The 23,906-nt window shown below is 53.3% G+C and carries 19 protein-coding genes and 3 tRNA genes; 13 read left to right on the top strand and 9 right to left on the bottom strand.

The annotated features are described in order from the left end of the window. The first annotated feature begins 14 nt into the window (after window positions 1-14). The 4 genes from HCQ99_RS01770 (at window position 15) to mnmA (ending at window position 5,156) form a co-directional block, all read left to right on the top strand. Complete coding sequence (locus HCQ99_RS01770; RefSeq protein WP_166984940.1) at window positions 15-1,820, top strand: DUF8094 domain-containing protein; 1,806 nt, start codon at window positions 15-17, stop codon at window positions 1,818-1,820. 1 nt (window position 1,821) lies between these two features. Continuing rightward, a complete protein-coding gene (locus HCQ99_RS01765; RefSeq protein ID WP_166984938.1) occupies window positions 1,822-2,769 on the top strand; it encodes a tetratricopeptide repeat protein in 948 nt (315 codons plus the stop codon). Between the two features lie 10 nt (window positions 2,770-2,779). Continuing rightward, window positions 2,780-3,952, top strand: a complete 1,173-nt coding sequence (locus tag HCQ99_RS01760) for a cysteine desulfurase family protein (protein ID WP_166984936.1) — start codon at window positions 2,780-2,782, stop codon at window positions 3,950-3,952. 64 nt (window positions 3,953-4,016) lie between these two features. Next, window positions 4,017-5,156, top strand: a complete 1,140-nt coding sequence (gene mnmA, locus HCQ99_RS01755) for a tRNA 2-thiouridine(34) synthase MnmA (RefSeq protein WP_208317142.1) — start codon at window positions 4,017-4,019, stop codon at window positions 5,154-5,156. A 122-nt stretch (window positions 5,157-5,278) separates the two neighbouring features. Here the strand turns inward: mnmA and glpK are convergent, their stop codons facing one another. The 3 genes from glpK to HCQ99_RS01740 form a co-directional block, all read right to left on the bottom strand. Next, window positions 5,279-6,790, bottom strand: coding sequence for a glycerol kinase GlpK (gene glpK, locus HCQ99_RS01750; RefSeq protein ID WP_166984934.1), 1,512 nt, complete (start codon window positions 6,788-6,790; stop codon window positions 5,279-5,281). Window positions 6,791-6,815: 25 nt separating this feature from the next. Next, window positions 6,816-7,568 (bottom strand): MIP/aquaporin family protein, encoded by a 753-nt coding sequence (locus tag HCQ99_RS01745; protein WP_166984932.1) that lies wholly within the window; start codon window positions 7,566-7,568, stop codon window positions 6,816-6,818. Window positions 7,569-7,641: 73 nt separating this feature from the next. Further along, window positions 7,642-9,369 (bottom strand): glycerol-3-phosphate dehydrogenase/oxidase, encoded by a 1,728-nt coding sequence (locus tag HCQ99_RS01740; protein ID WP_243854761.1) that lies wholly within the window; start codon window positions 9,367-9,369, stop codon window positions 7,642-7,644. Between the two features lie 180 nt (window positions 9,370-9,549). Here HCQ99_RS01740 and HCQ99_RS01735 point away from each other — a divergent pair, with 180 nt between their 5' ends. Then, window positions 9,550-10,515 (top strand): sugar-binding transcriptional regulator, encoded by a 966-nt coding sequence (locus HCQ99_RS01735; RefSeq protein WP_166984930.1) that lies wholly within the window; start codon window positions 9,550-9,552, stop codon window positions 10,513-10,515. Window positions 10,516-10,548: 33 nt separating this feature from the next. Here the strand turns inward: HCQ99_RS01735 and HCQ99_RS01730 are convergent. Beyond that, window positions 10,549-10,624: transfer RNA gene (locus HCQ99_RS01730), tRNA-His, on the bottom strand. A 68-nt stretch (window positions 10,625-10,692) separates the two neighbouring features. Further along, window positions 10,693-11,367 (bottom strand): oligoribonuclease, encoded by a 675-nt coding sequence (gene orn / locus HCQ99_RS01725; protein WP_166984928.1) that lies wholly within the window; start codon window positions 11,365-11,367, stop codon window positions 10,693-10,695. A gap of 72 nt (window positions 11,368-11,439) precedes the next feature. Between orn and def the strand changes: the two genes are divergently transcribed. After that, window positions 11,440-12,006 (top strand): peptide deformylase, encoded by a 567-nt coding sequence (def, locus tag HCQ99_RS01720; protein WP_166984926.1) that lies wholly within the window; start codon window positions 11,440-11,442, stop codon window positions 12,004-12,006. On the opposite strand, the gene HCQ99_RS01715 is transcribed toward def, so the two are convergent. Next, complete coding sequence (locus tag HCQ99_RS01715; RefSeq protein WP_166984924.1) at window positions 12,003-13,325, bottom strand: MFS transporter; 1,323 nt, start codon at window positions 13,323-13,325, stop codon at window positions 12,003-12,005. The genes def and HCQ99_RS01715 overlap by 4 nt on opposite strands. Window positions 13,326-13,364: 39 nt before the next feature. Further along, window positions 13,365-13,437: transfer RNA gene (locus HCQ99_RS01710), tRNA-Arg, on the bottom strand. A 100-nt stretch (window positions 13,438-13,537) separates the two neighbouring features. Between HCQ99_RS01710 and HCQ99_RS01705 the strand changes: the two genes are divergently transcribed. From HCQ99_RS01705 to HCQ99_RS01675, 7 genes are all read left to right on the top strand, one after another. Next, complete coding sequence (locus HCQ99_RS01705; protein ID WP_166984922.1) at window positions 13,538-13,768, top strand: DUF6704 family protein; 231 nt, start codon at window positions 13,538-13,540, stop codon at window positions 13,766-13,768. A 6-nt stretch (window positions 13,769-13,774) separates the two neighbouring features. Further along, window positions 13,775-14,551 carry an indole-3-glycerol phosphate synthase TrpC gene (gene trpC / locus HCQ99_RS01700; protein WP_166984920.1) on the top strand — a complete coding sequence of 259 codons (777 nt, stop codon included), beginning with the start codon at window positions 13,775-13,777 and terminating at the stop codon, window positions 14,549-14,551. Between the two features lie 70 nt (window positions 14,552-14,621). Then, a complete protein-coding gene (gene trpB / locus HCQ99_RS01695) occupies window positions 14,622-15,854 on the top strand; it encodes a tryptophan synthase subunit beta (RefSeq protein WP_166984918.1) in 1,233 nt (410 codons plus the stop codon). Continuing rightward, the gene (gene trpA / locus HCQ99_RS01690; RefSeq protein WP_166984916.1) at window positions 15,851-16,645 is read left to right on the top strand and encodes a tryptophan synthase subunit alpha; all 795 of its coding nucleotides are present in this window, start codon (window positions 15,851-15,853) and stop codon (window positions 16,643-16,645) included. Before trpB ends, trpA begins: the two co-directional genes overlap by 4 nt. A gap of 68 nt (window positions 16,646-16,713) precedes the next feature. Then, entirely contained in the window at window positions 16,714-17,676 is a 963-nt protein-coding gene (lgt, locus tag HCQ99_RS01685; protein WP_166984914.1) for a prolipoprotein diacylglyceryl transferase, read from the top strand. 11 nt (window positions 17,677-17,687) lie between these two features. Further along, on the top strand, window positions 17,688-19,157 hold the full coding sequence (gene pyk, locus HCQ99_RS01680) for a pyruvate kinase (protein WP_166984912.1): 1,470 nt from the start codon (window positions 17,688-17,690) through the stop codon (window positions 19,155-19,157). Window positions 19,158-19,212: 55 nt separating this feature from the next. After that, window positions 19,213-19,294: transfer RNA gene (locus HCQ99_RS01675), tRNA-Leu, on the top strand. 149 nt (window positions 19,295-19,443) lie between these two features. On the opposite strand, the gene HCQ99_RS01670 is transcribed toward HCQ99_RS01675, so the two are convergent. Then, the gene (locus HCQ99_RS01670) at window positions 19,444-21,129 is read right to left on the bottom strand and encodes a hypothetical protein (protein WP_166984910.1); all 1,686 of its coding nucleotides are present in this window, start codon (window positions 21,127-21,129) and stop codon (window positions 19,444-19,446) included. Then, window positions 21,122-23,719, bottom strand: a complete 2,598-nt coding sequence (locus HCQ99_RS01665; RefSeq protein WP_208317141.1) for a hypothetical protein — start codon at window positions 23,717-23,719, stop codon at window positions 21,122-21,124. The genes HCQ99_RS01670 and HCQ99_RS01665 overlap by 8 nt, the downstream gene beginning before the upstream one ends. Between the last annotated feature and the right edge of the window lie 187 nt (window positions 23,720-23,906).

Genomic DNA, 23,906 nt, shown 5'->3' with positions numbered 1-23,906 from the left:
TAGTAGGAGAAGAATTGCGATACCTTTTATCGTTAAGCGCAATTATTTTCGGTGCGGTGCTGCTGGTAATCGCTGCCGGGCAGCGTGCAATTCTGGGTGGGCCTGCAAACATTGAAGTGCAGAGTGAAACCGTGAAGGTGGCAGAGTATGTTGTTATCCCCGGTGAGGAACTCGCAAAAATTAATGGCAAGCCGCACCTGTCTGCCGGTCACAACGTCGGCGCCATAGCAACAGGGTCGCTCAGCGATGTCACCGCATGGGCTGCGCCGTACGGCTACACAAAGCTTGTTGTTGATCCAGAATCGAATCGTCTTACCTCTGAAACTGTCGCTCCTGCTGCAGATGAAAAACCCGATCCAAATTTTGAAAGCAGTGATCTCTGGCGCTCCTACGCCGGGTTTGACGGTTCAACAGCCTTTGAATCAACGATCATTGCAGATGAGAATGAAGCCGCAATCGTTTACAGCGATACAGCAGAAGACAAAGCGGCTACACCGATAGATTTGAAATGGGAACAGGTGCGCTACACGCCCTGGGTTGGCCCCTTCTTAACCGCGGGCGGGTTTTTTCTCCTGCTCGGGATCGTGCTCTACATAGTATTTGTGGATCGGGATCGACGCGGTCTCGGTCCGCGTCGCGGTCGCCGGGGGCCGCTTGTTGGCATCAGAAATATGTTCAAACGTAAAAAACCGGTCAACCCACGCTATAGCGGTGGGTCAGCGATGCAGCGTGTGAGCAAATTTACCGCAGTAGGCGTTTTATCAGCTTTGGCCCTAACCGGCTGCTCCGCAGAGCTTTGGCCGCAGCGTATGGAAGAAAAAGCTGATGTAGTTTCTGAAGCACTGCCGCCGACTGTTGCAGAGGAACAGATAGCACGCATTCTAAAAGACATTAGTGCAGTTGCCACTGCAGCGGATGAGGGCCTTGATGCTGGCGGCCTTGAAGCACGTTTTTCAGGTGATGCGCTAAATCAACGGCGTGCAAACTATGCGATCCGCAATGCAAACGCCGACTATAACCTGCGCCCGCCTTTTATTACCACCGAACGGCTTGGGTATGAGCTCGTGCAGCACACCAGCACCTGGCCGCGCTCAATCCTTATGACCGTTGCATCATCAGACACAGCTCCTGATCCGAACGCAACACAAATATCAGACAGCGCAGAAGATACTTCTGAGAGCGTCGAAACAGCGCCGCAGAGCGCATCTCCATCACTGGCCCTGCTGCTAACGCAAGAGAACGCACACGCACCGTTTAAAGTGCGCAATATTGTCTCCCTGCGCGGTGGCCAGCAGATGCCTGCTGCCGCGCCAGCCGATGAGGGAACAGCGCTCCTGGATAACGAAACCGAACTGTTGACTGTGAAGCCAGCCGAGCTTGGCGGGCTTTACGCAGCCGCGCTGGTCGAGGGTGTCGAGAGCGAAGCTGCGGCGAATTTTGAAACTGTTGACGACGTTATCCTGACTCGCGGCGGTGCAGCTTGGGTGGCCGCAGAAAACGAACGCACCCGCGACTCGCAGGGGAAGGCAACATTTTCTGTCCGGGCCGAGCAAGCAGGTGAGCCTACCGCAATCTCGACAGGCACAGGCGGTGCCCTGGTGGTGCTGACCGTCAACGAATTGCGCACAACAGCCGCAGACGATGACTCTGAGCTGCCGATCAGCGACACAATCGCAGCGATCTCAGATCTGGAGGGTGCGCAGCGGAGCATTACACAAATCGTGGCTCACCAGTTGCTGTTCTATGTGCCGCGCGTGGGCAGTGAAGAAAAGATCTTATTGCTAGGTTCAACGAGCGAGCTTGTAGGAGCATCAAAATAAAATGGCAGATAACCGCTATATTGGCCGTGGGCTTGATCTCAGCTATCTTGCAAACCAGAACCAATCCGCAGCTGCAACAGCGACCCCAGATAGTGGCCAGCAGGCTGCTGGCCAAACAATAGATATTCCAGCTGCAGTATTTACTGTTACTGAGCAGAGCTTCCAGGGTGTAATGCAGCTCTCGCAGGTGGTGCCGGTCATTCTGCTATTCGTAAACCCAGCAGATCAGGCGACTGTCGCGCTGCACGATGCGCTTGCAACGGGAGTTCGTGGGGCGGGCGGCAAACTCACCTTAGGTGTGATTGACGCAACCGCAAGCCCGAGCCTGGTGCAGGCCTTCTCTGTGCAGACTGTGCCGACAGCGGCGCTTGTGCTGGCGGGGCAGCCAGAACTACTGTTCCAGGGGCAGCAGGATCCTAACGCAGTTGTAACCGTGCTACCGCAGATTGTGTCACTCGCAGCTGCGCAGGGCATGACCGGCACAGTTAACGCACCCGACCTCGGCGAGACCGCACCAGCTGAGACGCAGAATCCGGTTAATCCAGAACATCAAAAGGCGTTAGATGCCGCTGAGGCGGGCGACTATAAGACTGCGATTGCTGAATATAAAAACGTGTTGGCACGCAATCCGCGCGATAACGAAGCTAGCGCAGCACTCGCCCAGGTTGAACTGCTTGAACGTTTGAGCGGTAAATCAGCGCAGGAGATCCGCGAGGCCGCCGCAAACTCACCACACGGTTTGAGCGAGCAGATGGCGGTCAGCGACCTCGACATCGCCGGGGGGCATATAGAAGACGGTTTCTTGCGTCTGCTTGATCTGTTTGAAAACAGCACCCCAGATGATCGTGCTCACATTCAAGAACGGCTCTTAAAACTATTTGAAGTGGTTGGTGTCATAGATCCGCGCGTGAGCGCAGCACGCCGGAAGCTAGCAAACCTCCTTTATTAGAGGGGGTTTTGTGCGCGCATATTTTGACCACGCAGCCACCAGTCCAATGCCACTGGTGGTGCGCAAAGCTTTTTTTGATGCCTTAGGCACGGTCGGCAACCCCGCCTCACAGCACGCTGACGGGCAGGCAGCGCGAGACGTTCTCGAATCAGCGCGTGAAATACTTGCGCGCACCCTGCATGTCACCAGCGCTGAAGTTGTGTTTACATCAGGCGGCACAGAGTCTATTAATTTGGCATTGAAGGGGCTGTTTTGGGCACGGAATAGTGGGGCTGATAGCAGACCGGTTATTCTCGTTGCAGACGGTGAGCATCATGCAACAATCGATACCGTAGAGTGGCTGGTCGCACACACCGGTGCCGAAGCAGAGTGGCTGCCGCTTAACAGTGACGGTGTGTTACTGCCCGAAGTGCTTGAAGCAGCTATCACTAAACACGGTGCTGAAAGAATTGCGCTTGCAACGGTGCTTTGGGCAAACAATGAAATCGGCACTATTCAACCGGTTAGCTCACTCAATCAGATCTGTGAGAGACATGGAATTCCGCTGCACATCGATGCGGTGTCTGCGCTCGGGTACATAGATATTTCTGCTGTGCACCCTGCCGCGCTGAGTCTTTCTGCCCATAAAATTGGTGGGCCAGTCTCCAGCGGGGCACTAATTCTCGGCCGCAAATGGCAGGTTGTGCCATTAATCCACGGTGGATCGCAGCAGCGTGCACGCTCTGGCACCCAGGATGCGGCTGCGGCAACCGCTTTTGCAACCGCATTAGAGCTGGCATACCAGGATTTAGACCGAAAGCACGCCCGCCTGCAACAAATACAGCAGCGGTTGATAACCGCGATCCGAGAGACTGACGGTACCGCTGTTTTGCGCGGACCGGAACCGGGGGAGATGCGACTAGCGTCTAATGTGCACTTTACCTTCCCCGGCTGTCAGGGAGATTCGCTCCTCTTTCTGTTAGATATGGCTGGGGTCTCGGTGTCAACCGGCTCTGCCTGCACAGCAGGAGTTGCCGAAGTATCACATGTGATGACAGCTATCGGTCTTGATGATGTGAGCGCAGCTGGAGCTCTTCGCTTTACCTTTAGCGCCGATACGACCGACGCAGAAATTGAGATGCTGCTAACCGCCCTGCCACAAGCAATCTTGCAAGCGCGCAGAGCCGGAATTACCGCTGTTTAAGCCGCACAGAAAGCTCTGCGATTCTTAACGATTTACCCAGCTAGTGAGCCGGTAGACTACACGAGTGAAGATTTTGGCAGCAATGAGCGGAGGCGTGGACAGCGCCGTTGCAGCGGCACGTGCAAAAGAAGCGGGGCATGATGTTGTCGGGGTGCATTTGGCGTTGAGCCGGATGCCCGGCACCTTACGCACCGGCAGTCGTGGGTGTTGCACGGTGGAAGATGCGATGGACGCGCGCCGGGTAGCGAACCTGCTAGATATCCCGTTTTATGTGTGGGATTTTTCCGAACGCTTTAAAGCCGATGTGGTTGATGATTTTGTGGCAGAGTATGAGGCCGGTCGCACCCCAAACCCATGCTTGCGCTGCAACGAAAAAATTAAGTTTGAGGCGCTGCTGGACAAAGCAATTGCGCTCGGCTTTGATGCGGTTGCTACCGGCCACTACGCCAATGTTTTAGAGACTGAAAACGGTATCGAGCTGCATCGGGCGAGCGCTGAAGCAAAAGACCAGTCGTATGTTTTGGGTGTGCTTACACAAAATCAGCTGCGTCACTGCTATTTCCCGCTGGGGGACACCCCGTCAAAAACTCTAGTTCGGCAAGAAGCAGCTGAGCGCGGCATACAGATTGCGCAAAAACCTGACAGCTACGATATTTGTTTTATCCCGGAGGGCGACACACGCGCCTGGCTCGATGAGCATATGCATCGTGAACCAGGTGACATAGTCGATCAGGACGGTAACGTTATTGGCGGGCATGACGGTGCACAGGGATACACGGTAGGGCAGCGTCGCGGTCTTGCAATAGGCCGCCCAGCGCCGGACGGAAAACCGCGCTATGTGCTCTCTATCCGGCCGGTTTCAAACCAAGTGGTTGTCGGGCCGAAAGAAGCGTTAAATGTCGCAACGATTGCCGGTGGTCGCTACTCTCTCACCAGTGAACCGGGGTTTGATCTTGCTTCCCCGTTTAGGTGTGAGGTGCAGATTCGCGCACACGCTGACCCGGCGCCAGCAACAGCGCAGCTGATAGAGATTAACGAGGCAGAGCGCACTGAGAATCACCGCGCTGAGGCAACACACGAGATTGTTGTGACGGTGGATGAGCCCCTGACAGGAGTGGCACCAGGACAGTCAGCTGTGCTCTATATTGGCACGCGGGTGCTTGGGCAGTTCACGATAGATCGCGCAATTTCTGCGAGGGCCTAGCGTCTTCTAGGTTGTGTAGCACTGCTGCAGCTACTTAAGTTCTCTTTAAATAAGTGTGAGCCCTGAGAAAGTTTCCCAGGGCTCACACTTATTAATAAAGGCAGCTGTTAGCTGGTGTTGGGTTAGTCAACATCCTCATCAACCCAAGCCTGTGACTTGGTGATTGCCTTCTTCCAGTTGCGCAGCAGACGGTCGCGCTCGGCATCCTCCATCTGTGGCTCCCAACGACGATCCTCCTGCCAGTTGGCTGAAAGCTCATCTTTGTCTGCCCAGAAACCAACCGCAAGACCTGCTGCGTATGCAGCGCCGAGAGCTGTGGTCTCTGCAACAACAGGGCGCACAACCGGCACGCCAAGCACATCAGCCTGGAACTGCATGAGAGTGTCATTTGCAATCATGCCACCGTCTACCTTCAGCTCGGTCAGATCTACACCGGCGTCTGCGTTAACAGCGTCGAGTACGTCGCGAGTCTGGTAGGCCACTGCTTCCAGCGCCGCACGTGCGATGTGGTTCTTGTTTGAGTAGCGGGTCAGACCGGCAATCGTGCCGCGCGCTGTTGAATCCCAGTAGGGGGCAAAAAGCCCTGAGAACGCTGGCACAATGTAAACGCCGCCGTTGTCTTCGACTTCCTTGGCGAGGGTCTCAACCTCAGGTGCATCCTTGATGATTCCGAGCTGGTCGCGCAGCCACTGAATCAGTGAGCCGGTCACCGCAATCGAACCCTCGAGAGCGTAGTGTGCTGGCTCATCACCGATCTTGTAACCAACGGTGGTGAGCAGGCCATTATCTGAGTGCACGATTTCTTCACCGGTCTGGAAGATCAAGAAACAGCCTGTGCCGTAGGTGTTCTTGCTTTCGCCAGCCTCGAATGCGGCCTGACCGAAGGTTGCTGCCTGCTGGTCACCGAGGATGCCTGCGATTGGAGTCTCGCGCAGCAGTGAGTTGTCACGTGCGTGACCGTAAACCTCAGAGCTAGAGCGAATCTCAGGCATCATTGATAGCGGCACACCGAAGTCTGCGAGAATTTCTTCATCCCAGCTCAGTGTCTTCAGATCCATGAAGAGAGTGCGCGACGCATTTGTAACGTCTGTTGCGTGCACGCCGCCCTGTGAGCCGCCGGTCAGGTTCCAGAGCACCCAGCAGTCGGTGGTTCCAAATAGGAGATCGCCAGCCTCTGCCTTTTCGCGTGCACCCTCGACGTTGTCCAGAATCCATTTAATTTTTGTGCCCGAGAAGTAGGTGGCCAGCGGCAGACCCACACGATCCTTGTAACGGTCGGTGTCGCCGTCTGCGAGCTCGTCTACGATTTTCTGGGTGCGGGTGTCCTGCCACACGATTGCATTGTAAACAGGCTGACCGGTGTTCTTATCCCAAACAACGGTGGTCTCGCGCTGGTTTGTGATACCGATGGCGGCCACGTCGTGACGAGTGATGTCGGCGTTAGCGAGGGCTACACCGATCACCTCCTGGGTGTTTTTCCAGATTTCGATCGGATCGTGCTCAACCCAGCCAGCTTTTGGCATGATCTGCTCATGCTCTTTCTGGCCGACTGAAATTACGCTGCCAGACTTATCGAAAACAATTGCACGGCTTGAAGTGGTGCCCTGGTCGATTGCAATTACATATTTAGACATTTTTGTACCTCTTTAGGCTCTTAAATTAAACCGCTACTGCGAGCAGAACTGGCGCAGCGAGTGCGGCAAGTAGGCCACCAACGAGTGGGCCTGCAACAGGCACCCATGAGTATGCCCAGTCGCTTGAACCCTTGCCCTTAATTGGCAGGATTGCGTGTGCGATACGTGGACCGAGGTCACGAGCAGGGTTGATAGCGTAACCGGTTGGGCCACCGAGTGATGCACCGATACCAACAACGAGCAGAGCTACTGGCAGAGCGGTGAGCGCACCAAGACCGCCTGGCACACCGATTTCTGCAACACCAGAGTTAGCGAATGCGAAGATTACGAAAACGAGCACGAAAGTAGCGATAACCTCGGTGATGAAGTTCCAAGCGTATGAGCGGTTTGCAGGGCCTGTTGAGAATACGCCCAGCTTGTTTGCTGGGTCTTCTTCGAGGTCGAAGTGCTCCTTGTATGCGAGCCAGCACAGCACAGCACCGATGACGGCGCCAACAAGCTGAGCGGCAACAGCTGTAAAGAACTGTGCAGCAGTGATTGAACCTGCGGTGAGCAGGCCGAGAGACACTGCTGGGTTGAGCTGTGCGCCGGAGTAAACAGACACTAGCACACCCGCGTAAACCGCGAGGCCCCAGCCCCAGTTGATCATGAGGGTGCCGCCACCGTTGCCTTTAGTGCCCTTCAGCACTACGTTTGCGACAACGCCACAGCCAAGCAGGATAAGCATGGCGGTGCCAACAGCCTCAGACAGGAAGTACAAGCCGAGATTAGTATCCATGTCGACATTGACCTTTCTTTATTGTTATTTGGTTTATTGCTGATTATTCAGCGGTTTCTAACGTTACTTAGACCTATTGTGCCGCTTCCGGCTCAGGCGCTACACCTGGCTCGCCGAGGATGACACGCTGTTCTATCCTTAGCTTTTCGGTGGTTCGCTCAATTTCAGCCTGCTGCCGGTTTTCATCCCACCCAAGCGCAGCTGCAATTGCATCGGTAACCTGCTGCAGAGTCTCATCTGTCATGCCGCCGCGGAAAGCGATATGGGTGCGCCGCAGGAGCATATCGTCAAGGTGCACAACCTGCTCGTGCTCGGCCAGGTAGGCGAGTTCTTCTGCTGTGTAGCCTGGCACAGCGCTGAGTTTAGTTTCAGTCTCTGGCAGGCTTGCGATGATGTCTTTTGCGCGGGTGCCGTAGCGTTCGAGCAGCTGTTCCACGCGATTGGCGGAGTGATCTCCTTTATGCTTCGCGATCCACTTGGTGCGTGCTTTATCACCCTTTGGATAGTTGCGGCCGCCACCAATTGGCATTTCGACGGTGTTTGCTTTGCGGCGCACATCAAGCTCTTTGAGGGTGTCGTCTGCCAGATGCTCTGAGAGGGCACGGAAGGTTGTCCACTTTCCACCAACCAGGCTGAGCACTGGCACACCAAACATCTGCTGGCGTTCGATGCGGTAGTCGCGGCTGACGAAGCCGGGAGCGGTGTCATCGTGTTTTGGCAGCGGGCGGATCCCTGAGAAGGTGTAAACAATCTGCTCACGCTCCAGCTTGATGCGCGGGAAGATGTGCTTTACCAGGTCAAAGAAGTATTCGATTTCACTGTCGGTGCAAACCGTAAGTTTTGCTGGATCCGCGTCGATATCGGTGGTGCCCACAAGCACGCGATTCTTGAAAGGATAAATGAGCACGATACGACCGTCTGAATGCTCAAAGAAGATTTCGTTACCGTTTGTTGCGGCGTAGAGTTCTGGGTTGTCGAGCACAATGTGTGAACCCTTTGTGCCGCCCATAAACTGTGTGTCATTGCCGAGTGACTCATTGGTGAGGTCAGTCCAAGAGCCAGAGACGTTCAGCACCACGTCTGCCTTAAAGTTGAACTCTTTTCCGCTCAGGTTGTCGCGAAGCACAGTCTCGCCGTTTTCGAAGCCAACTGCCTCAACGTAGTTTGCGGCGCGCGCTTTCTCACCACCCAGCAACTCACCATCGGCCAAAACATCAAGTGCGATGCGCTCAGGATCGTGCATAGAGGCGTCGTAGTAGGTGGCTGTGTATTTCACATCGTCGCGCATCTGTGGGAATTCAGCGCGGCTCTTTTTCGCGCCCACAAACCGGTGACGGGGGACTGCTCCGCCGTCGCGTGAGAAAAGATCATACAGCGTGAGGCCGGTTTTAATGAGGGCTGCGCCACGCTCTTTTGGCTTCCCGGTGCCGTGGCTGACCAGCAGTCGATACGGCGCGGCTAAAATGCCTGAAAATGTTGAAAAGATTGGGATCGTGGTGCGCAGCGGCTTGACGTAGTGCGGCGCGTTTTTAATGAGACGGTTGCGCTCAACGACAGCCTCCTGCACGAGACGGAATTCACCGTTTTCGAGGTAGCGAATGCCGCCGTGCACCATATGGCTTGATGCGGAGGAGGCTCCCGAAACGAAGTCATGGCGTTCGACTAGGGCGACATCGACACCCTGCAGAGATAGGTCGCGGAAGGTTGCGAGACCGTTGATGCCCCCGCCAATAATCAGAACGTCTGCGTGCGGGCGATCCTGCAGCGACTTTACCGCGCTACGGGTAACTTCGATGTTCACTCTCTAGCTCCTTAGGTTAGCTTCGAAGATCTTGTGGATCACGTTGGCGTACACCACAACCAATCATTGCCTACAGCCTTACGCCTTGAGAATATTTTTGCAAACGAATTGCACATATGTGCAAGAATTTTCGCATGTACACTGAAATCACAGCTTAGAGTTACATGCTAGGACGGCAATATGGTTCGTGGTAATGAAAATTTGCGCATTAAAGATGCACTGTTTGCGGCCAAACTTTACTACGAGAAAAACGAAAAAATGGCGGCTATTGCCCGTGCGCTGGGAACCTCGCGCTCAACGGTTTCGAGACTGTTGGCATACGCGCGCGAGCAGGGGCTGGTTGAGATACAGATACACGCGCCCACAGGGGATCGCAGCCGTCTTGAAGAGCGGTTAAACAAAAAATTTGATGTGCTTGCCACAGTTGTGCCAGCTTCAAGCCGGGTGAATGAGCTCGAACGGTTAGATAGAACGGCGCGTGTTGCCGCAAAAGCTGTTGCCGCAGCGATTGACTCGAGACTGACCGTCGGTGTTGCCTGGGGGGCAACCCTGTCAGCAATTACTAGGCACCTGCCCACGAAAGACGTATTTGATGTCAACGTGGTGCAGATGAACGGCGCTGCGAATGTGCGCACCAGTGGGGTCTCCTATACGGGCAGTATTTTTGGCAAGTTCGCCCAAGCTTTCGGAGCCTCACTGCATCAGTTTCCTGTGCCCGCGCTGTTTGATGATCCGCGCACAAAAGAGGCCATGTGGCGTGAGAGATCGGTGCGCAGTGTGCTTGATCTGCAGCAGCGCGCCGGTCTTTTTGTCTTCGGTCTCGGCTCACCAAAAGCAGGCCTTCCCTCGCATGTTTTCGCCGATGAGTATCTTGATGGTGCAGATCGGGAGCAGATTAAAACCGAAGCGATTGTGGGTGATTGTGCGACAACCTTCTATCGTGTAGACGGTAGCACCGATGGTATTGCGCTGAATCAGCGTTCGAGCGGGCCGAGCTTCGAGCAGATCCGCAGCATTCCGAGCCGCCTGTGTGTGGTGGCGAGCCCCACAAAACGGTATTCACTGCTTGGTGCTTTACGGGCAGGGTTAATTACGGAACTGGTGGTCGATGAGCAGTGCGCGCGAGCTGTGCTGGCTGAACGGTGAAATAAAAAAGACCTACCGGAGTAGGTCTTTAACTGGGGTGGCTAACGGGACTTGAACCCGCGACCACCGGCACCACAAGCCGGTGCTCTACCAACTGAGCTATAGCCACCATGTGTCGACAACTGTTGCCGCCGACAACTATGCCAGCATAGCGCAACTAAATCTCTTGTTCCAAGTTTAGGCAGTTTCGGCGTGCCGCGTGTCTTGCAGCGAGACTCCTGAGTCTTCTAACAACTCTTTAAACGCTTTTTGAGTGTGCAGCTGCGCTTCTTTCAACTGCGCAGTGTCGGCGTCGATACCACTATTTTGGAAGATCACACGACGGAAGTATGCAAGCTCCTGGATAGATTCAGCAATATCAGCAAGCGCACGATGCCCGCCAAACTTTGGTGGTGAATAGTCGAAAGCTGTGGGAAACCAGCGTCTTGCTAACTCTTTAACGGTTGACACATCTATGCTGCGGTAGTGCAGTAGTGCATCAAAATTCGGCAGATATGTGCTGATAAAACGACGATCCATTCCGATAGTGTTGCCCGCCACCAGTGGCCGCCTGTTACCGCTTACGTATTTCTTCAAATATGCAATGACCTCAGCCTCAGCGTCTGCAAGCGTTTTTCCGCTCGGTATTGACTCAAGCAGCCCTGATTTTGTGTGCATGTCACGCACAAATTCGTTCATATTTTCAAGCGCTGCTGCGCCTGGATTAATCACAACTTCGAGCCCGGGAGCCACCGGCTGTAGGTCAAAATCGGTGATGATCAGTGCAATTTCGACAAGTGCGTCTTTGCTGACGTCTAAGCCTGTCATCTCGCAGTCGATCCAGACTATTTTGTCTGAGGGGTAATTTGTCATTATTTGTCTCTAACGTAATAGGGGAGAGTAAGGGGGTATCTACTCATCTTACTGAGCGATTATTCTTGAGGTATGGCTATTCTTCCAATAACAATTTGTGGTGAACCGGTTTTGCACACCCCCGCAAGCCCTGTGACAGAGTTCGATGCGGCGCTGCGCAAACTTGTTGACGACATGTATGAAACGACCGTTGCAGCCCCGGGAGTTGGGCTCGCAGCTCCCCAAGTTGGAATTGGAAAGCGTATTTTCGTGTGGGATTATGCCGACCAAGATGTCGCACCCGCGCAGGGGGTTGCGATCAATCCCGTGCTGCTAATTTCACCCCCGCAGCCTGGGGATCCCGATCAAGAGCTTGAGGTTGAGGGTTGCCTGTCGTTCCCGGGTGAGCGGTTTGCGCTGCGTCGAGCCGAGCGTGCTCTGCTCACCGCGCAGGACATTGACGGCAGAGAGTTTCAAATAGATGCAACCGGATGGTTTGCGCGCATCATGCAGCACGAATACGACCACCTGAATGGCTACCTCTATATCGATCGGCTCGGAGATTTTGACTACCGCGAAGCAATGCGAATTAAGCGTAAACGCAAGTGGGGCAAACCAGGGCTGACCTGGCTTCCGGGGCAGGATAATCTCGAAGGCTAATCTTCTTCCGATTTTTCTTGCGGATCAAAACCGGCAATCGGGATCGATCCCGTTGTCTCCGGTAGTTCAACGATTGAGATAGCGCCGGTTGCAGGAGCAATATCTGGGCTAACTGTTGGCAGCACTTCAGAGCTCTGCTTGGTGTGAAGTCGCAGCGGTTCCGGGCTAAATACCCAAACCGTGCAGGTTATTAGCATCATCAGAGCACAGGCCCAGAACGCGGCGAGCGGGCTCACTCCGTCCAGTAGCGCGCCGACGGCAACAGGGCCGATCACCACCCCAAGGTCTGTCACCATAGAAAGGCTCGCTATCAGTTTCGCTGAACCGCGCTTACCTGCAACGTCAGCTACTGTTGCGTTGATTCCCGGGTTGGCGAGTGCGCCCGCCATACCGATAATGGCGACCACGATAATCATCAAGATAATCTCTGTGCTGAACGGGAGCAGCAGCAGTGCCACAGCGCTGACGAGTGTTCCAATAATAATTAGCGGCCTGCGGCCGAGCCGGTCGTTCAACCTGCCCGCAGGCACGACGAGTAGCGCATTTCCGGCCGCATAGGCGGCCATAGCCCAACCAGCGGCGGCCGGATCCTTCGAAATATACGATGCGATAAACAGGGGCAGGATGGCCATGCGCATACCCCAGACAATGCCGTTTGAAAAACCGCCGATGAGTGAACCTCGAAAGCTTTGAAAGCGCAACCCCTCGCCAAGCGTCATCGCGGAATTTTTTGCGGCGCGGCTATCAGGTTTGCGCCCAACGCGGCTGCTGCGCAAGAGCACGGCAATCAGTGCCGCTGTAAGAGCCAATATGACGCCGTAGACAATAAACGGTGCGCGCATACCAAAGGGAACCAGCAGCGCGCCAAGCAGCGGGCCAATGATGTTACCCGACAGAAAAGCTGCAGCGTTTAAGCTGACAATCTGTGCGCGGGCGGTTGCTGGGGCGAGCCCAAAAAGCATGACACTACTGGCTACCGAGAATGTCACTGAGCCTATGCCTCCGAGTGCGCGCCACACCAGCAGCTCTGTCATGCTTGCAGCGTATGCGCAGAAAATTGTTGTGACAGTCACTATAGAGAGGCCGACTAGCAGACCCGGCAGCCCACCAAATCGTGTAGTGAAGAAGCTTGCGAGTGGTCCAGCAACAAAACGCATCGCCGCAAAGACACTGACCACAAGCCCGGCAACAGCAAAGCTAACCCCAAAAGAGTTTGCGAGCAGCGGCATGACCGGAGCTACGATGCCGTAACCCAAGGCGATCATGAAGGAGCCGCCGAGCAGAACCCACGCTTCTTTTGGAAACTTTGTGCGCTTCATCAACAGAGGCCGTTCTCACTAGTTTCGCATGCACACACGCGCCCCCAGCTGGATTCGAACCAGCGACCAACAGATTAGAAGGCTGTTGCTCTATCCACTGAGCTATGGAGGCTCGAGGCTATCTTAGCCTATTGCCAGGTGTGTCTGCTCTCACGCGGGGCCACAGTATTAGATAAGATTGGGGGAGTTCGAGTATTACTTCGGAGGATTCCTTGAATAACCCAATTAATGATCCAGGTCACGGTGATTCACCAGCAGCGTGGACTGCAGTGATAATAATTCTGCTTGCTTTTGTTGCCGGCGCTTTTTTCTTCTTTTTCGATAAGCCGGTTGCTGTGTTTATCTGTGCAGGCGTAGCAGCTTTCGGTTTGCTCTTGGGCTTCATACTGTCAAAGGCGGGCTACGGAGTAAACGGCCCGAAGTACACGCCAAAGGGTCATTAATCTCCCGTGCTTAGTGACTTATACGCGGGTGCTCTTGAAGACGCTAAAGCCCGTGAGGCAGCAACCACCATTAGTGAGCTAGAAGCAGCGATTGCAGCGAGCCCGCAACCGCTGGACGTGCTTAGCGCTCTCGCGCCAGACGAAACTATTAAGGTCATTGCTGAAGTGAAGCGCGCTTCTCCGTCGAAGGGGGAGCTGGCTGATATTCGCGACCCGCAGTCGCTAGCGCAACAGTATGAAGCTGGCGGGGCGGCAGCGATATCGGTGCTGACAGAGAGTCGCAAATTTAAAGGCTCGCTTGCAGATCTTGCCGAGGTGAAGCGTGGGGTATCGATTCCGGTGCTCCGCAAAGACTTTATCGCTACCGAGTTTCAGCTTCTTGAGGCGCGGGCAGCTGGGGCGGATATGGCCCTGCTCATCGTTGCCGGCTTAGAGCAGCCTTTGCTGCAGAGGCTTTATGACTTCTCGATGCAGCTCGGAATCACCCCGCTGGTCGAAACTCACTCTGCTGAAGAGGTTGCACGAGCGGTAGACATTGGTGCTGAGATCATTGGCGTGAACGCCCGCAATCTTTCAACCTTTGAGCTCGACCGTGATCTATTTGCCTCAGTCGCTGATCATATTCCTTCCGGGGTTATTCGTGTTGCTGAATCAGCTGTAGCCTCGGTTGCAGATGTCGCGCACTACCGGGCAGGTGGTGCTGACGTTGTGCTGGTTGGCGAGGCTCTTGTGCGCGACGGTGATCCTGCAGCAGCTGTAGCCGCATTTTCAGCGGTAGCCTAGATAGACTTGGTAAATTAATGTAGTTCGCGCGACAGCGCGACGTCCATCACTTTAAAGTCTGGAGTTTTTCGTGTCATTGAGCACAGCATCTGGTCCGTTCTTTGGTGAATATGGCGGGCGTTATATGCCTGAATCATTAATTGCGGCGATCGATGATCTGAGCAGACAGCATGAGATCGCGCTTAATGACAAAGACTTCCAAGCTGAGCTAGCTGAGCTACTGACACACTATGCGGGGCGCCCATCTGAGCTAACGGAGGTGCCACGTTTTGCTGCAGCTGCGCGTGAAAAGCTTGGTTTAAGCGGCAAAGGGCCGCGTTTTTTTCTGAAGCGCGAAGATCTCAACCACACCGGCTCGCACAAAATCAATAACGTGCTCGGTCAGGCGCTGCTGACCAAACGGCTCGGGAAAACTCGTGTAATTGCTGAAACAGGCGCCGGCCAACACGGTGTTGCTACCGCCACAGCCGCGGCTCTTTTAGGCCTTGATTGCACAATATACATGGGTGGTCTCGACACTGAACGGCAGGCTCTGAACGTCGCTAGAATGCGTCTTTTGGGTGCTGAGGTTGTTGCGGTTAATTCTGGGAGTCGCACACTTAAAGACGCTATTAACGACGCGTTTCGTGATTGGGTGGCCACGGTTGAAACCACAAACTATATTTTCGGGACGGCCGCCGGCCCTCACCCCTTCCCAACGTTGGTGCGTGATTTTCAAAAAATTATTGGGGAAGAAGCGCGAGAACAAATGATTTCGCGCACCGGCGCCCTGCCGAACGCAGTTGTTGCCTGTATCGGTGGTGGATCCAACGCAATCGGAATGTTTAATGCTTTCCTTGACGATGCTGAGGTCGCTATTTACGGAGTTGAGGCTGCGGGTAAGGGTCTAGATACCACCGAAACCGCGGCATCTATCGAACGTGGGCGGCCGGGTGTTTTGCACGGTGCGCAGACTTACATCCTGCAAGACGAAGACGGTCAAACAATCGAGTCACACTCAATATCAGCCGGTCTAGACTATCCGGGCGTTGGCCCGCAGCACGCGTGGCTCAATGATATTGGGCGAGTGAGCTACATCGGTGCAACCGACGACGAAGCGATGCAAGCACTCCGCATGCTCACTCGCTGCGAGGGTATTATCCCGGCGATTGAGTCGGCGCACGCGCTTGCAGGAGCGATTGAAGTTTCACGCGATATGGACGAATCAGAAACTATCGTTATCTGCCTCTCAGGCCGTGGCGACAAAGATATGCATACCGCAGCTAAATATTTCAACTTGATTGACGAAGGAGCCGAGGGATGAGCCGGGTAACCGCTGCAATCGAGGCTGCACAAGCTGCCGGTCGCGCTGCTTTGGTGGGGTATCTGCCGCTTGGCTTCCCCGATATTGAAACAAGCGTTGCAGCTGCAGTTACTTTGGTTGAGTCTGGCGCCGATATTATTGAGCTTGGGCCGCCCTATTCTGACCCGGTTATGGACGGCGCAGTCATCCAAGAAGCAACAACTATTGCTTTGCAAAACGGTTTCCGTGTGCGTGATATTTTTCCTGCGATTAAAGCAATCTCAGAGCGGGTGGCAGCACCAATTCTTGTTATGAGCTACTGGAACCTGATTCTGCAGTATGGGGTGGATCGCTTTGCTGCAGATTTGCGGGATGCGGGTGGCGCGGGGCTGATTACCCCAGATATCACTCCTGAGTTCGCTGGTGAATGGATCGCTGCTGCAGAGAAATACGATCTTGATCGAGTGTTTCTTGCGGCACAGACCTCGACCGATGAGCGGCTCAAGTTGATCGCTGAAAACAGTCGCGGTTTTGTTTACGCGGTTTCAACTATGGGCATTACCGGAGCGCGTGAAGAGCTTGATGCCGCTGCTGAAAGTTTGGTGCAGCGCTTACGTGCCGCAGGTGCAAAACACGTGTGTGTCGGCATCGGAATCACAAACGCCGAGCATGTGAAAGCTGTTGCTGGTTACGCGGACGGCGCGATCGTTGGCACCGCACTCGTAAAAGCACTGCGTGACGGTGGGATAGATAGGCTCAGTTCTGTTGCGGCAGAATTAGCAACAGGAACCAAGCGTTTGCGTGACTCGTAAACTAGCACAGTGTAATGCAGACGAACTAAGTTAAAAGTAGCCTCGTAAGATACCGAAAAAGGCAAGAGATGCACAGTTTTTATATTCCAAGCCCAGATATTAACGCGTTTAATCTTGGGCCGTTGCAGATTAAATTTTATTCAGTCACTATGCTGCTTGCCATCGTAGTCGCGACTGTATACACCGCGCGACGTTTAACGAAGCGTGGCGGTCATGAAGATGCGATGTTTTACTTCCTGGTCTCCGCAGTTTTTTTCGGTATCGTCGGGGCTCGCCTGTATCACGTCATCACTCACTGGGATGAGTTCTTTTATGAGGGCGCCAATCCTTTAGAGGTGTTTGCAATCTGGAACGGCGGAATCGCTATCTTCGGCGCGCTGCTTGGTGGTGCACTCGGTGTTTTTCTTGCATCACGCCTGACCGGTGTCAGGTTTTGGTCACTGGCAGATGCTTTAGTTCCCGGGCTGCTTTTGGCGCAAGCTATTGGCCGTATCGGTAACTATTTCAACCAAGAACTTTTCGGATCACCAACTACCCTCCCGTGGGGTCTTGAGATTGATCCGGGCAATCCTGCTCTGCCGGTTGGTGCACCTGCCGGTGTCTATTTCCATCCGGTGTTTTTGTATGAGATCCTCTGGAACCTGCTCGGCTTAGCCGTGCTGCTGACGCTCGAAAAGAAACTGCAGCCGCGGTGGGGTAAATTCTTTGGCATGTACCTGATCTGGTATGGCCTGGGGCGCATGGCGCTTGAAGGAATTCGCTTGGATCCGTCATACGAGTTTTTCGGTCTGCGCACCAACGGATTAACGGCGCTAGCAGCTATCTTGCTGGGTGTTTTGATTATCTTTATCCAATCACGCCGCCACACAGGCAGGGAAATTAGTGTCTACAGGGATGGTGTTGACCGACCCGGAAAATCAACCCTGAAAGACACCGCCGATGGTGAAAAATATCACCACATTCTTAACCATCCAGAGGTTTCTAATGTCAGTGCACATGAAACCATGGATTCGATGAATCAGAAAGTTTAGGCTTAAAAATTATGCGTCACGCAAAAATTGTTGCTACTTGGGGGCCGGCGGTTGCCAGCTTTGAAAACACGCTGGAGCTTATTACTGCTGGAGTGAACGTTGCTCGTTTAAACATGTCGCACGGCACCCATCTTGTGCATGAAGGGATCTACCGGAATATTCGCAGAGCCGAACAGCAGGTTGGCAGGCCTGTTGCGGTGCTCGCAGATTTGCAGGGCCCGAAGATTCGACTCGGGAAGTTTGACGGTGGGCCCTACGAACTCGAGGTCGGTGATCCTTTCGCGATCACAACTCGTGACGTAGTTGGAACGCGTGAGCTTGTCGGAACAACGCACAAGGGTCTGCCGGGAGATGTGCGCGTTGGGGATCCGCTCCTAATCGACGATGGCAAAGTTGTTTTGCGTGCTACTGAAGTGACAGACGACACCGTGCACGCTGTGGTTGAGGTGCCCGGCGCGGTGAGCAATAACAAGGGAATCAACCTGCCCGGTGTTGCTGTTAATGTGCCAGCACTGTCTGAAAAAGACGAGGAAGATCTGCGGTTTGCACTAAAACTTGGCGCTGACTACATCGCACTCTCTTTTGTGCGCAATGCTGCAGACATCAAGCGTGTGCACGAAATTATGGCGGAAGAGGGTATTCACCGTCCGGTAATTGCAAAGATCGAGAAGCCACAAGCGGTCACAAATCTCGAGGAGATTATTCAAGCCTTTGACGGCATTATGGTTGCCCGCGGGGATCTTGGTGTTGAACTACCGCTCGAAGAGGTGCCGCTGGTGCAGATGGATGCGATTCAGCTTGCCCGACAGAATGCGAAACCTGTTATTGTTGCAACGCAGGTGTTCGAGTCGATGATAGAAAACCCACGCCCGACACGGGCGGAAGCATCTGACTGCGCAAACGCAATCATTAACGGTGCTGACGCTGTGATGCTCTCTGGCGAAACCAGCGTAGGTGCGCACCCTGTGCAGGCAGTGTCGATTATGGCGAAGGTTATCGAAGCGACTGAGGAGAAAGCGCTCGGACGCATCGAACCTATTGCGACTAAACCGCGCACTCAAGGCGGTGCACTGACGCTTGCTGCGGGAGAGGTTGCTGACTTCGTTGGAGCGAAGTTTGTTTGTGTGTTTACGGAGTCGGGGGATACCGTGCGCCGTATGTCACGCCTGCGCGGATCCGTGCCAATTTTTGGTTTCACTCCATCACTAGATATTGTGCGCCGTATGCAGCTTACCTGGGGTGCGAAGAGCTATCAGGAGCCGCGTGTTAGCACCACTGATGAGATGTTTGAGCAGGTCGATAATGTCTTACTCGGCGACGGCTCCGCACAGGTGGGGGATCTCTGCATCGTCATTTGTGGCACACCTCCGGGAATAATTGGCACCACTAACACTATGCGTATTCATCGTATAGGCGAGGCGACTGGTCGTCTGCCTGAAGCTGGGCCGCGGAAACACGTGTTGGAGGCTGCAAGACAGTAAAGTTTGCGCTATGCTGGAGCAGGCAGACTGTTTGGCCTATGCTTCAGCAGCGCCAGCCGGAATGGCGGAATTGGTAGACGCACCGCACTCAAAATGCGGCGCCGCAAGGTGTGTGGGTTCGAGTCCCACTTCCGGCACTATTAGGACTACTTTTGTGATACAAATCACGATGGTAGTCCTTTTCATTTCCAGTGGTTCACCCCACAAAGACGCTCTGAGAAACCTGAGTAGGAGTACTCCATTCAGTATGATGTATGGCTTGCTGTAATAGCAGTGCATACTTTAATCAAAGTGCCTCGAGTAGTACGTTAGTTAAAAATTTGCGAGATGACTCAGCGATGATCTCGATATCTTCAAGAATCGTCGCAAAGTGTCCACCTCCTGGCAGCCACACTCGCTCCCAAGGGTTCTGCCGCTCCTCCCACTGTTCTGCTAATTCATTCGCCAGCTGAACGGGGCAATTCATGTCATCTACGCCGTGCATTTCCAGCACCTGTACGTTTGTGGTAAACCCATTCACGCCGTTGAAGAAGTTGGCGTCGCTGCCCGTTAAATCGAACCGTCGTGTAAACCAGTCATAGTGCGTAGAATCTATAGTCATCGCATGATTAACATGTTTTACCAAGTCACCCATAGTCGCTCCGAGCAGCAGACCTCTTACTCGTTCACTGGATGCGCCGAGCGCCAGAGATATTGCAGCTCCGAAGCTCCACCCCGCCAGCACTAGGGGGCCAGAGGTTAATTTGAGGGCTCCCGAAAAATCCTCTTGCAGTGTGGATTGCCATCTGTGCCATGCTGAACGTGTGTAGGCAGGATCTGGCATGAGCGATCCCTGATAGTTCACCCCAATCCAGTCTAAGCCGTGCGAGTTGCACCATTGAGGAAGTCCAAATAGTCGGCTTTCTGGCACTTCGTATCCCTCAGGGCCGCCGTGGAAATGAATTACAGCGCCAATAGTTTTTCCTAATGCACGAGATACCACGTATTCGTCGCTTATTGAGTAAGTGCTACTTGTAGCGGATGGATGAGTTGGTTGTGACAGTTGACTTTGCATACTAGGAGTAGGTGCAATTGTAAGTGCATCTTTGAATCCGCGAACTATGTAAAGTTCACCATCGGGTGACAGTGCTTTATACCCTTCGGGAGCATCTATATGATGCACCGATAATCTGCCATTTTCACCTTCAGTAATACCACGTAATTTTGTGTCTTTACCCGTGAAAACTGATAGCACAGCTCGGTTGGAGTTGCCTCCTGCCTCTATTACAGGCCCGTCAGTCTCTAGGAATGACTTCTTCCCCTCGGCAAATACGTAAAGACCATGCTGATGATTATCAACTGTTGGATCACTGTCTGTGATAGAAAAAACACGCCCTAAAGCAGCGAAGGAGTAAGTAGATCGAACACGCCACGTCATCTGAGTTACCAGATCCACAACATTCAGGTAAGAACCCCTGACACCTAGATCCTCCGCAAACGTTACCATCTTCCCAGAACTGAACAGAAGTTCGCCATCAGGCCTTGATGCGACCGTTGCAATTTCTTTTTTCCCGCTGCCGTTAGAGACAGTCCAAATTCTCTGGCACAGTTTTGCCGTGTCTAACCACAGTTCGACACCTCCGTCGACACCAAGAACTATAAGATCGTCACTATCCAAGTCCTGTATATCTACGATGCAAGGCTCACCATCAGGGTGGAATGCCTCAGCCTCAAATCGATATTCCTGGACACGAAAGCAGCCTCCGTCAAACCAGCATGCGCAGATTCTGGCGTCACTGGTTAATATAACTTCGTCAGCATCAGGAATATCCAACGGTATGGCTTCATGATCAGTTTTACACAGAGAGAAACCATACTCGTTTATAAGGAGTGCCGAGGAATCGGTTATCGTAACGGGTGTAGCCCTGTAAATCCGGCCTTCATCCTTAATCGTTTTTGGATAAAAGCGTACCATCTGTGTCAGTTCACTCATCCAGATTAACCACTGCCTTGAAACAATCAAGGTTAGAACGTGAATGAAGAACGACCACAGCCTGTTTCCCAGCTTTTTCGAGAGCGCAGGCTAGCGATTCAAGCTCAGCACGTTCTGCTGCAGGGGTGAGTTTCTTCAAAGTCTCGTCTAGCAGAATAAGTTGGCTTGTCCCTTCGTGCAGGACCGATCGGGCAAGCGCGACACCGCTCAAACCTGATTCTTCAGACGCAAACGGGTCTATATCAGGCACAATAGCTACTTCGCCCTCAGGACGCTGACGATATAAAGCATCAAGTATGACAGATTTCCCTACGCCAGTTGACCCAATCAGCGCGACCATCGGATATTTCTTATCAAGAGCGTCCTCGAGTCGTTTCAGGTCAGCGGGTCTAACTGTTGGAACCGCACGAGACGACTGAACCTCTTCAAGCATTCTGATACGCTCTGCAGTCAAACTAACTACACCAACTTCCTGCAGCGTTTCCACCGTGGATTGAATACCAGAAGATAGTGTCACAGCAAAGTAGATTACGGCAGCGGAAGTAACTAACGAATTTGAATTACCGTACAACAGCACTAGTATCACGGCAGAAATATTCAACAAGAGCACTAGTAGCTGAATCAGTCCTGTACGGAGCGCGTAAGCGTTAGCTAGCTGAACAGAAGTTCTGACATATGCTGCTTCTGAACTAGCATAGGCATCCTCCCCGGCCCGACGGAGCCCGGCACTCACGGGTAGAGTGTGCATACCCGCCTGTGCGCCAACTGCTCCGATGAATTCTCCTCGACTATTTGCGGTCGCTGTTGAAGCAGGAAGAATCCATTTTGAACCTTGACGCATAGCAAGAACCGCTAGGGGAGCAACCGCTAGCACAACAATAATAAACAGTGGGGCGCCAGCAACTGCACCGCCAATGAGCATAACGGTCTGTACGATTACCAGGAAGACTGCGCCTAGGGCGCTAGGTACTGACATTTGGAGATCAGAAAAGTCCTCACCAATTCGTCCCACAACCGAACCACTTGTCCTAGGGCTAGCGAAACGGTCAATCCTTTGCACAACCCTGCTGTGCAGGCTGCTTAACCTCGCAATAGGGGCTCGGTAGAGCGAGCCAAAGAACAGCACAGATCCGATTACTGCTGCCAGCGCGCACGCAGCTGAAACAGTAGCGAGCAGAGTAGATAACTCGTCAGATTGAGCAAGTGTTAAGGCAAAAGCGACTTCGGAACCTGCCAGCAGCAGAGCGCCAACTAAAACCCAAACCACGTGAGGGCCAAACAACAGCCTCACTGATCTACGGAAAGTTGCCTGCTTCGGCTGCGGATCTGGAAGATCCACTGTCTCATTTGTATCCGCAGAACCAGCTTCTACTGCTCCCACAGCTCTCGGAACGCCACCCTCTAGCCCCTTATTTTTTTGTTCTCCACTGTCGGAAGTAAACAAGTTAGGAACGTATTCTTCGGAGCTAGTTAAAAGCGTACACGCGGGCACAAGCTCCAGAATTTTTTTGGCGACGATTTCACGCGTAAACGGGTCGAGAGCTGTGAACGTGTCGTCTAGCACCAACCATTCTGGTTCGTCCACCAAGACCAGAGCGATAGCTGCGCGGTGTCTTTCGCCAGAAGATAGAGTCTTTGCATCTACCCAGAACCGTTCTATCGCGTCTTTTTTCACCCCCATGTCTAAAGCAAAATTCGTAAACCGGGATATTTCTTCATTCGATGCAGAATTTTGCCACGCTAGCAACACTGTCTGGGGCATTTCCGGGTTGCTAGGTACGAAAGCTGCATCGCTGCCGGTTGCGGATTTGCGTAAAGCATCAGCGCGATCAGAAGCAGAATCAAGCACCTCTACACCTTTCGAAGGAGGTGACACTAGATTCTGACTATCAGTGGTAGTTTCCAGAGTCTTCTCTAGCCTGTCAAGTTCGTGCATCATCGGCTTAGCCAAGCGAATAACCCGATAATTAACAATGTTGTTCTGCACTGCCGCGTACAGGTAACGGGCCGCCAAAATAATTCCAATGCCGAAGCTTGCGGCAGGGAAAAGCCACGCACCGAGAATAGCAACAAGAGCAAGTACAGTGGTCAAGGCTCCCTGCTCGAGGAATCCATTCAAAACCTGTAACCGTACGCGCTTTTTCAGGAGCTGCTCTTCGGATTTTCTGATGCTTAAAACCTTGCCCAGGGCGCCAGTCCAACTGGGGATAGCACGCCCGCGGGGTAACGCATCAACTAGCCGTTGAATCCAGCGTCTACGCTCTCCCTCCAAAGATACATACTGCTCCCACAGGTTTCCAACCAGCTTCACGAGTTTGACACTAATGAAAACTAATCCAGCAATAAGTAATGCAGCAACCGCACCGCCTGCACCATACAGCGCGAGTGAAATAGCGAGGAAAGCAACAATCTGAACCGTTGAAACAGTAAAGTCAACAACATATGCAAACTGACTGATCTGCGCCGGGTACGTTAGTACATGCTCGTGTGCTTGCTTAGGAGGATTTGAACGCTTAAAAATTTCGCTAAACCGCCGATAAGTCAGTTGGCGCACTGCTAACGTCAGAAGACTCTCCTGACGTTCTTTCACCCAATACCCAAAACTTTCAGCTAGAAACCCTAAAACAAGCAACCAGATAACACTGACTGGAGTGACAGAATCCGATGACACTCTACCGATGCTCATCGTGATAGCTAGAGAACCTGCAACGCTCAACAGGCCTGCTGCGAAGACTATGAAACTCGTTCTTGCCGGGGCAAAAACAAAAGCAAACCAA

Source organism: Canibacter zhoujuaniae, assembly GCF_011752015.1.
Taxonomy (GTDB): domain Bacteria; phylum Actinomycetota; class Actinomycetes; order Actinomycetales; family Microbacteriaceae; genus Canibacter; species Canibacter zhoujuaniae.
This window is presented reverse-complemented; position numbering and strand designations above follow the sequence as displayed.

Excerpts from the sequence above, each read along its gene's own strand:
- HCQ99_RS01765 (WP_166984938.1), top strand. The coding sequence starts at position 1,822 with ATGGCAGATAACCGCTATATTGGCCGTGGGCTTGATCTCAGCTATCTT.
- glpK (WP_166984934.1), bottom strand. The coding sequence starts at position 6,790 with ATGTCTAAATATGTAATTGCAATCGACCAGGGCACCACTTCAAGCCGT.
- HCQ99_RS01745 (WP_166984932.1), bottom strand. The coding sequence starts at position 7,568 with ATGGATACTAATCTCGGCTTGTACTTCCTGTCTGAGGCTGTTGGCACC.
- HCQ99_RS01735 (WP_166984930.1), top strand. The coding sequence starts at position 9,550 with ATGGTTCGTGGTAATGAAAATTTGCGCATTAAAGATGCACTGTTTGCG.
- orn (WP_166984928.1), bottom strand. The coding sequence starts at position 11,367 with ATGACAAATTACCCCTCAGACAAAATAGTCTGGATCGACTGCGAGATG.
- def (WP_166984926.1), top strand. The coding sequence starts at position 11,440 with ATGGCTATTCTTCCAATAACAATTTGTGGTGAACCGGTTTTGCACACC.
- HCQ99_RS01715 (WP_166984924.1), bottom strand. The coding sequence starts at position 13,325 with ATGAAGCGCACAAAGTTTCCAAAAGAAGCGTGGGTTCTGCTCGGCGGC.
- trpA (WP_166984916.1), top strand. The coding sequence starts at position 15,851 with ATGAGCCGGGTAACCGCTGCAATCGAGGCTGCACAAGCTGCCGGTCGC.
- lgt (WP_166984914.1), top strand. The coding sequence starts at position 16,714 with ATGCACAGTTTTTATATTCCAAGCCCAGATATTAACGCGTTTAATCTT.
- pyk (WP_166984912.1), top strand. The coding sequence starts at position 17,688 with ATGCGTCACGCAAAAATTGTTGCTACTTGGGGGCCGGCGGTTGCCAGC.
- HCQ99_RS01670 (WP_166984910.1), bottom strand. The coding sequence starts at position 21,129 with ATGAGTGAACTGACACAGATGGTACGCTTTTATCCAAAAACGATTAAG.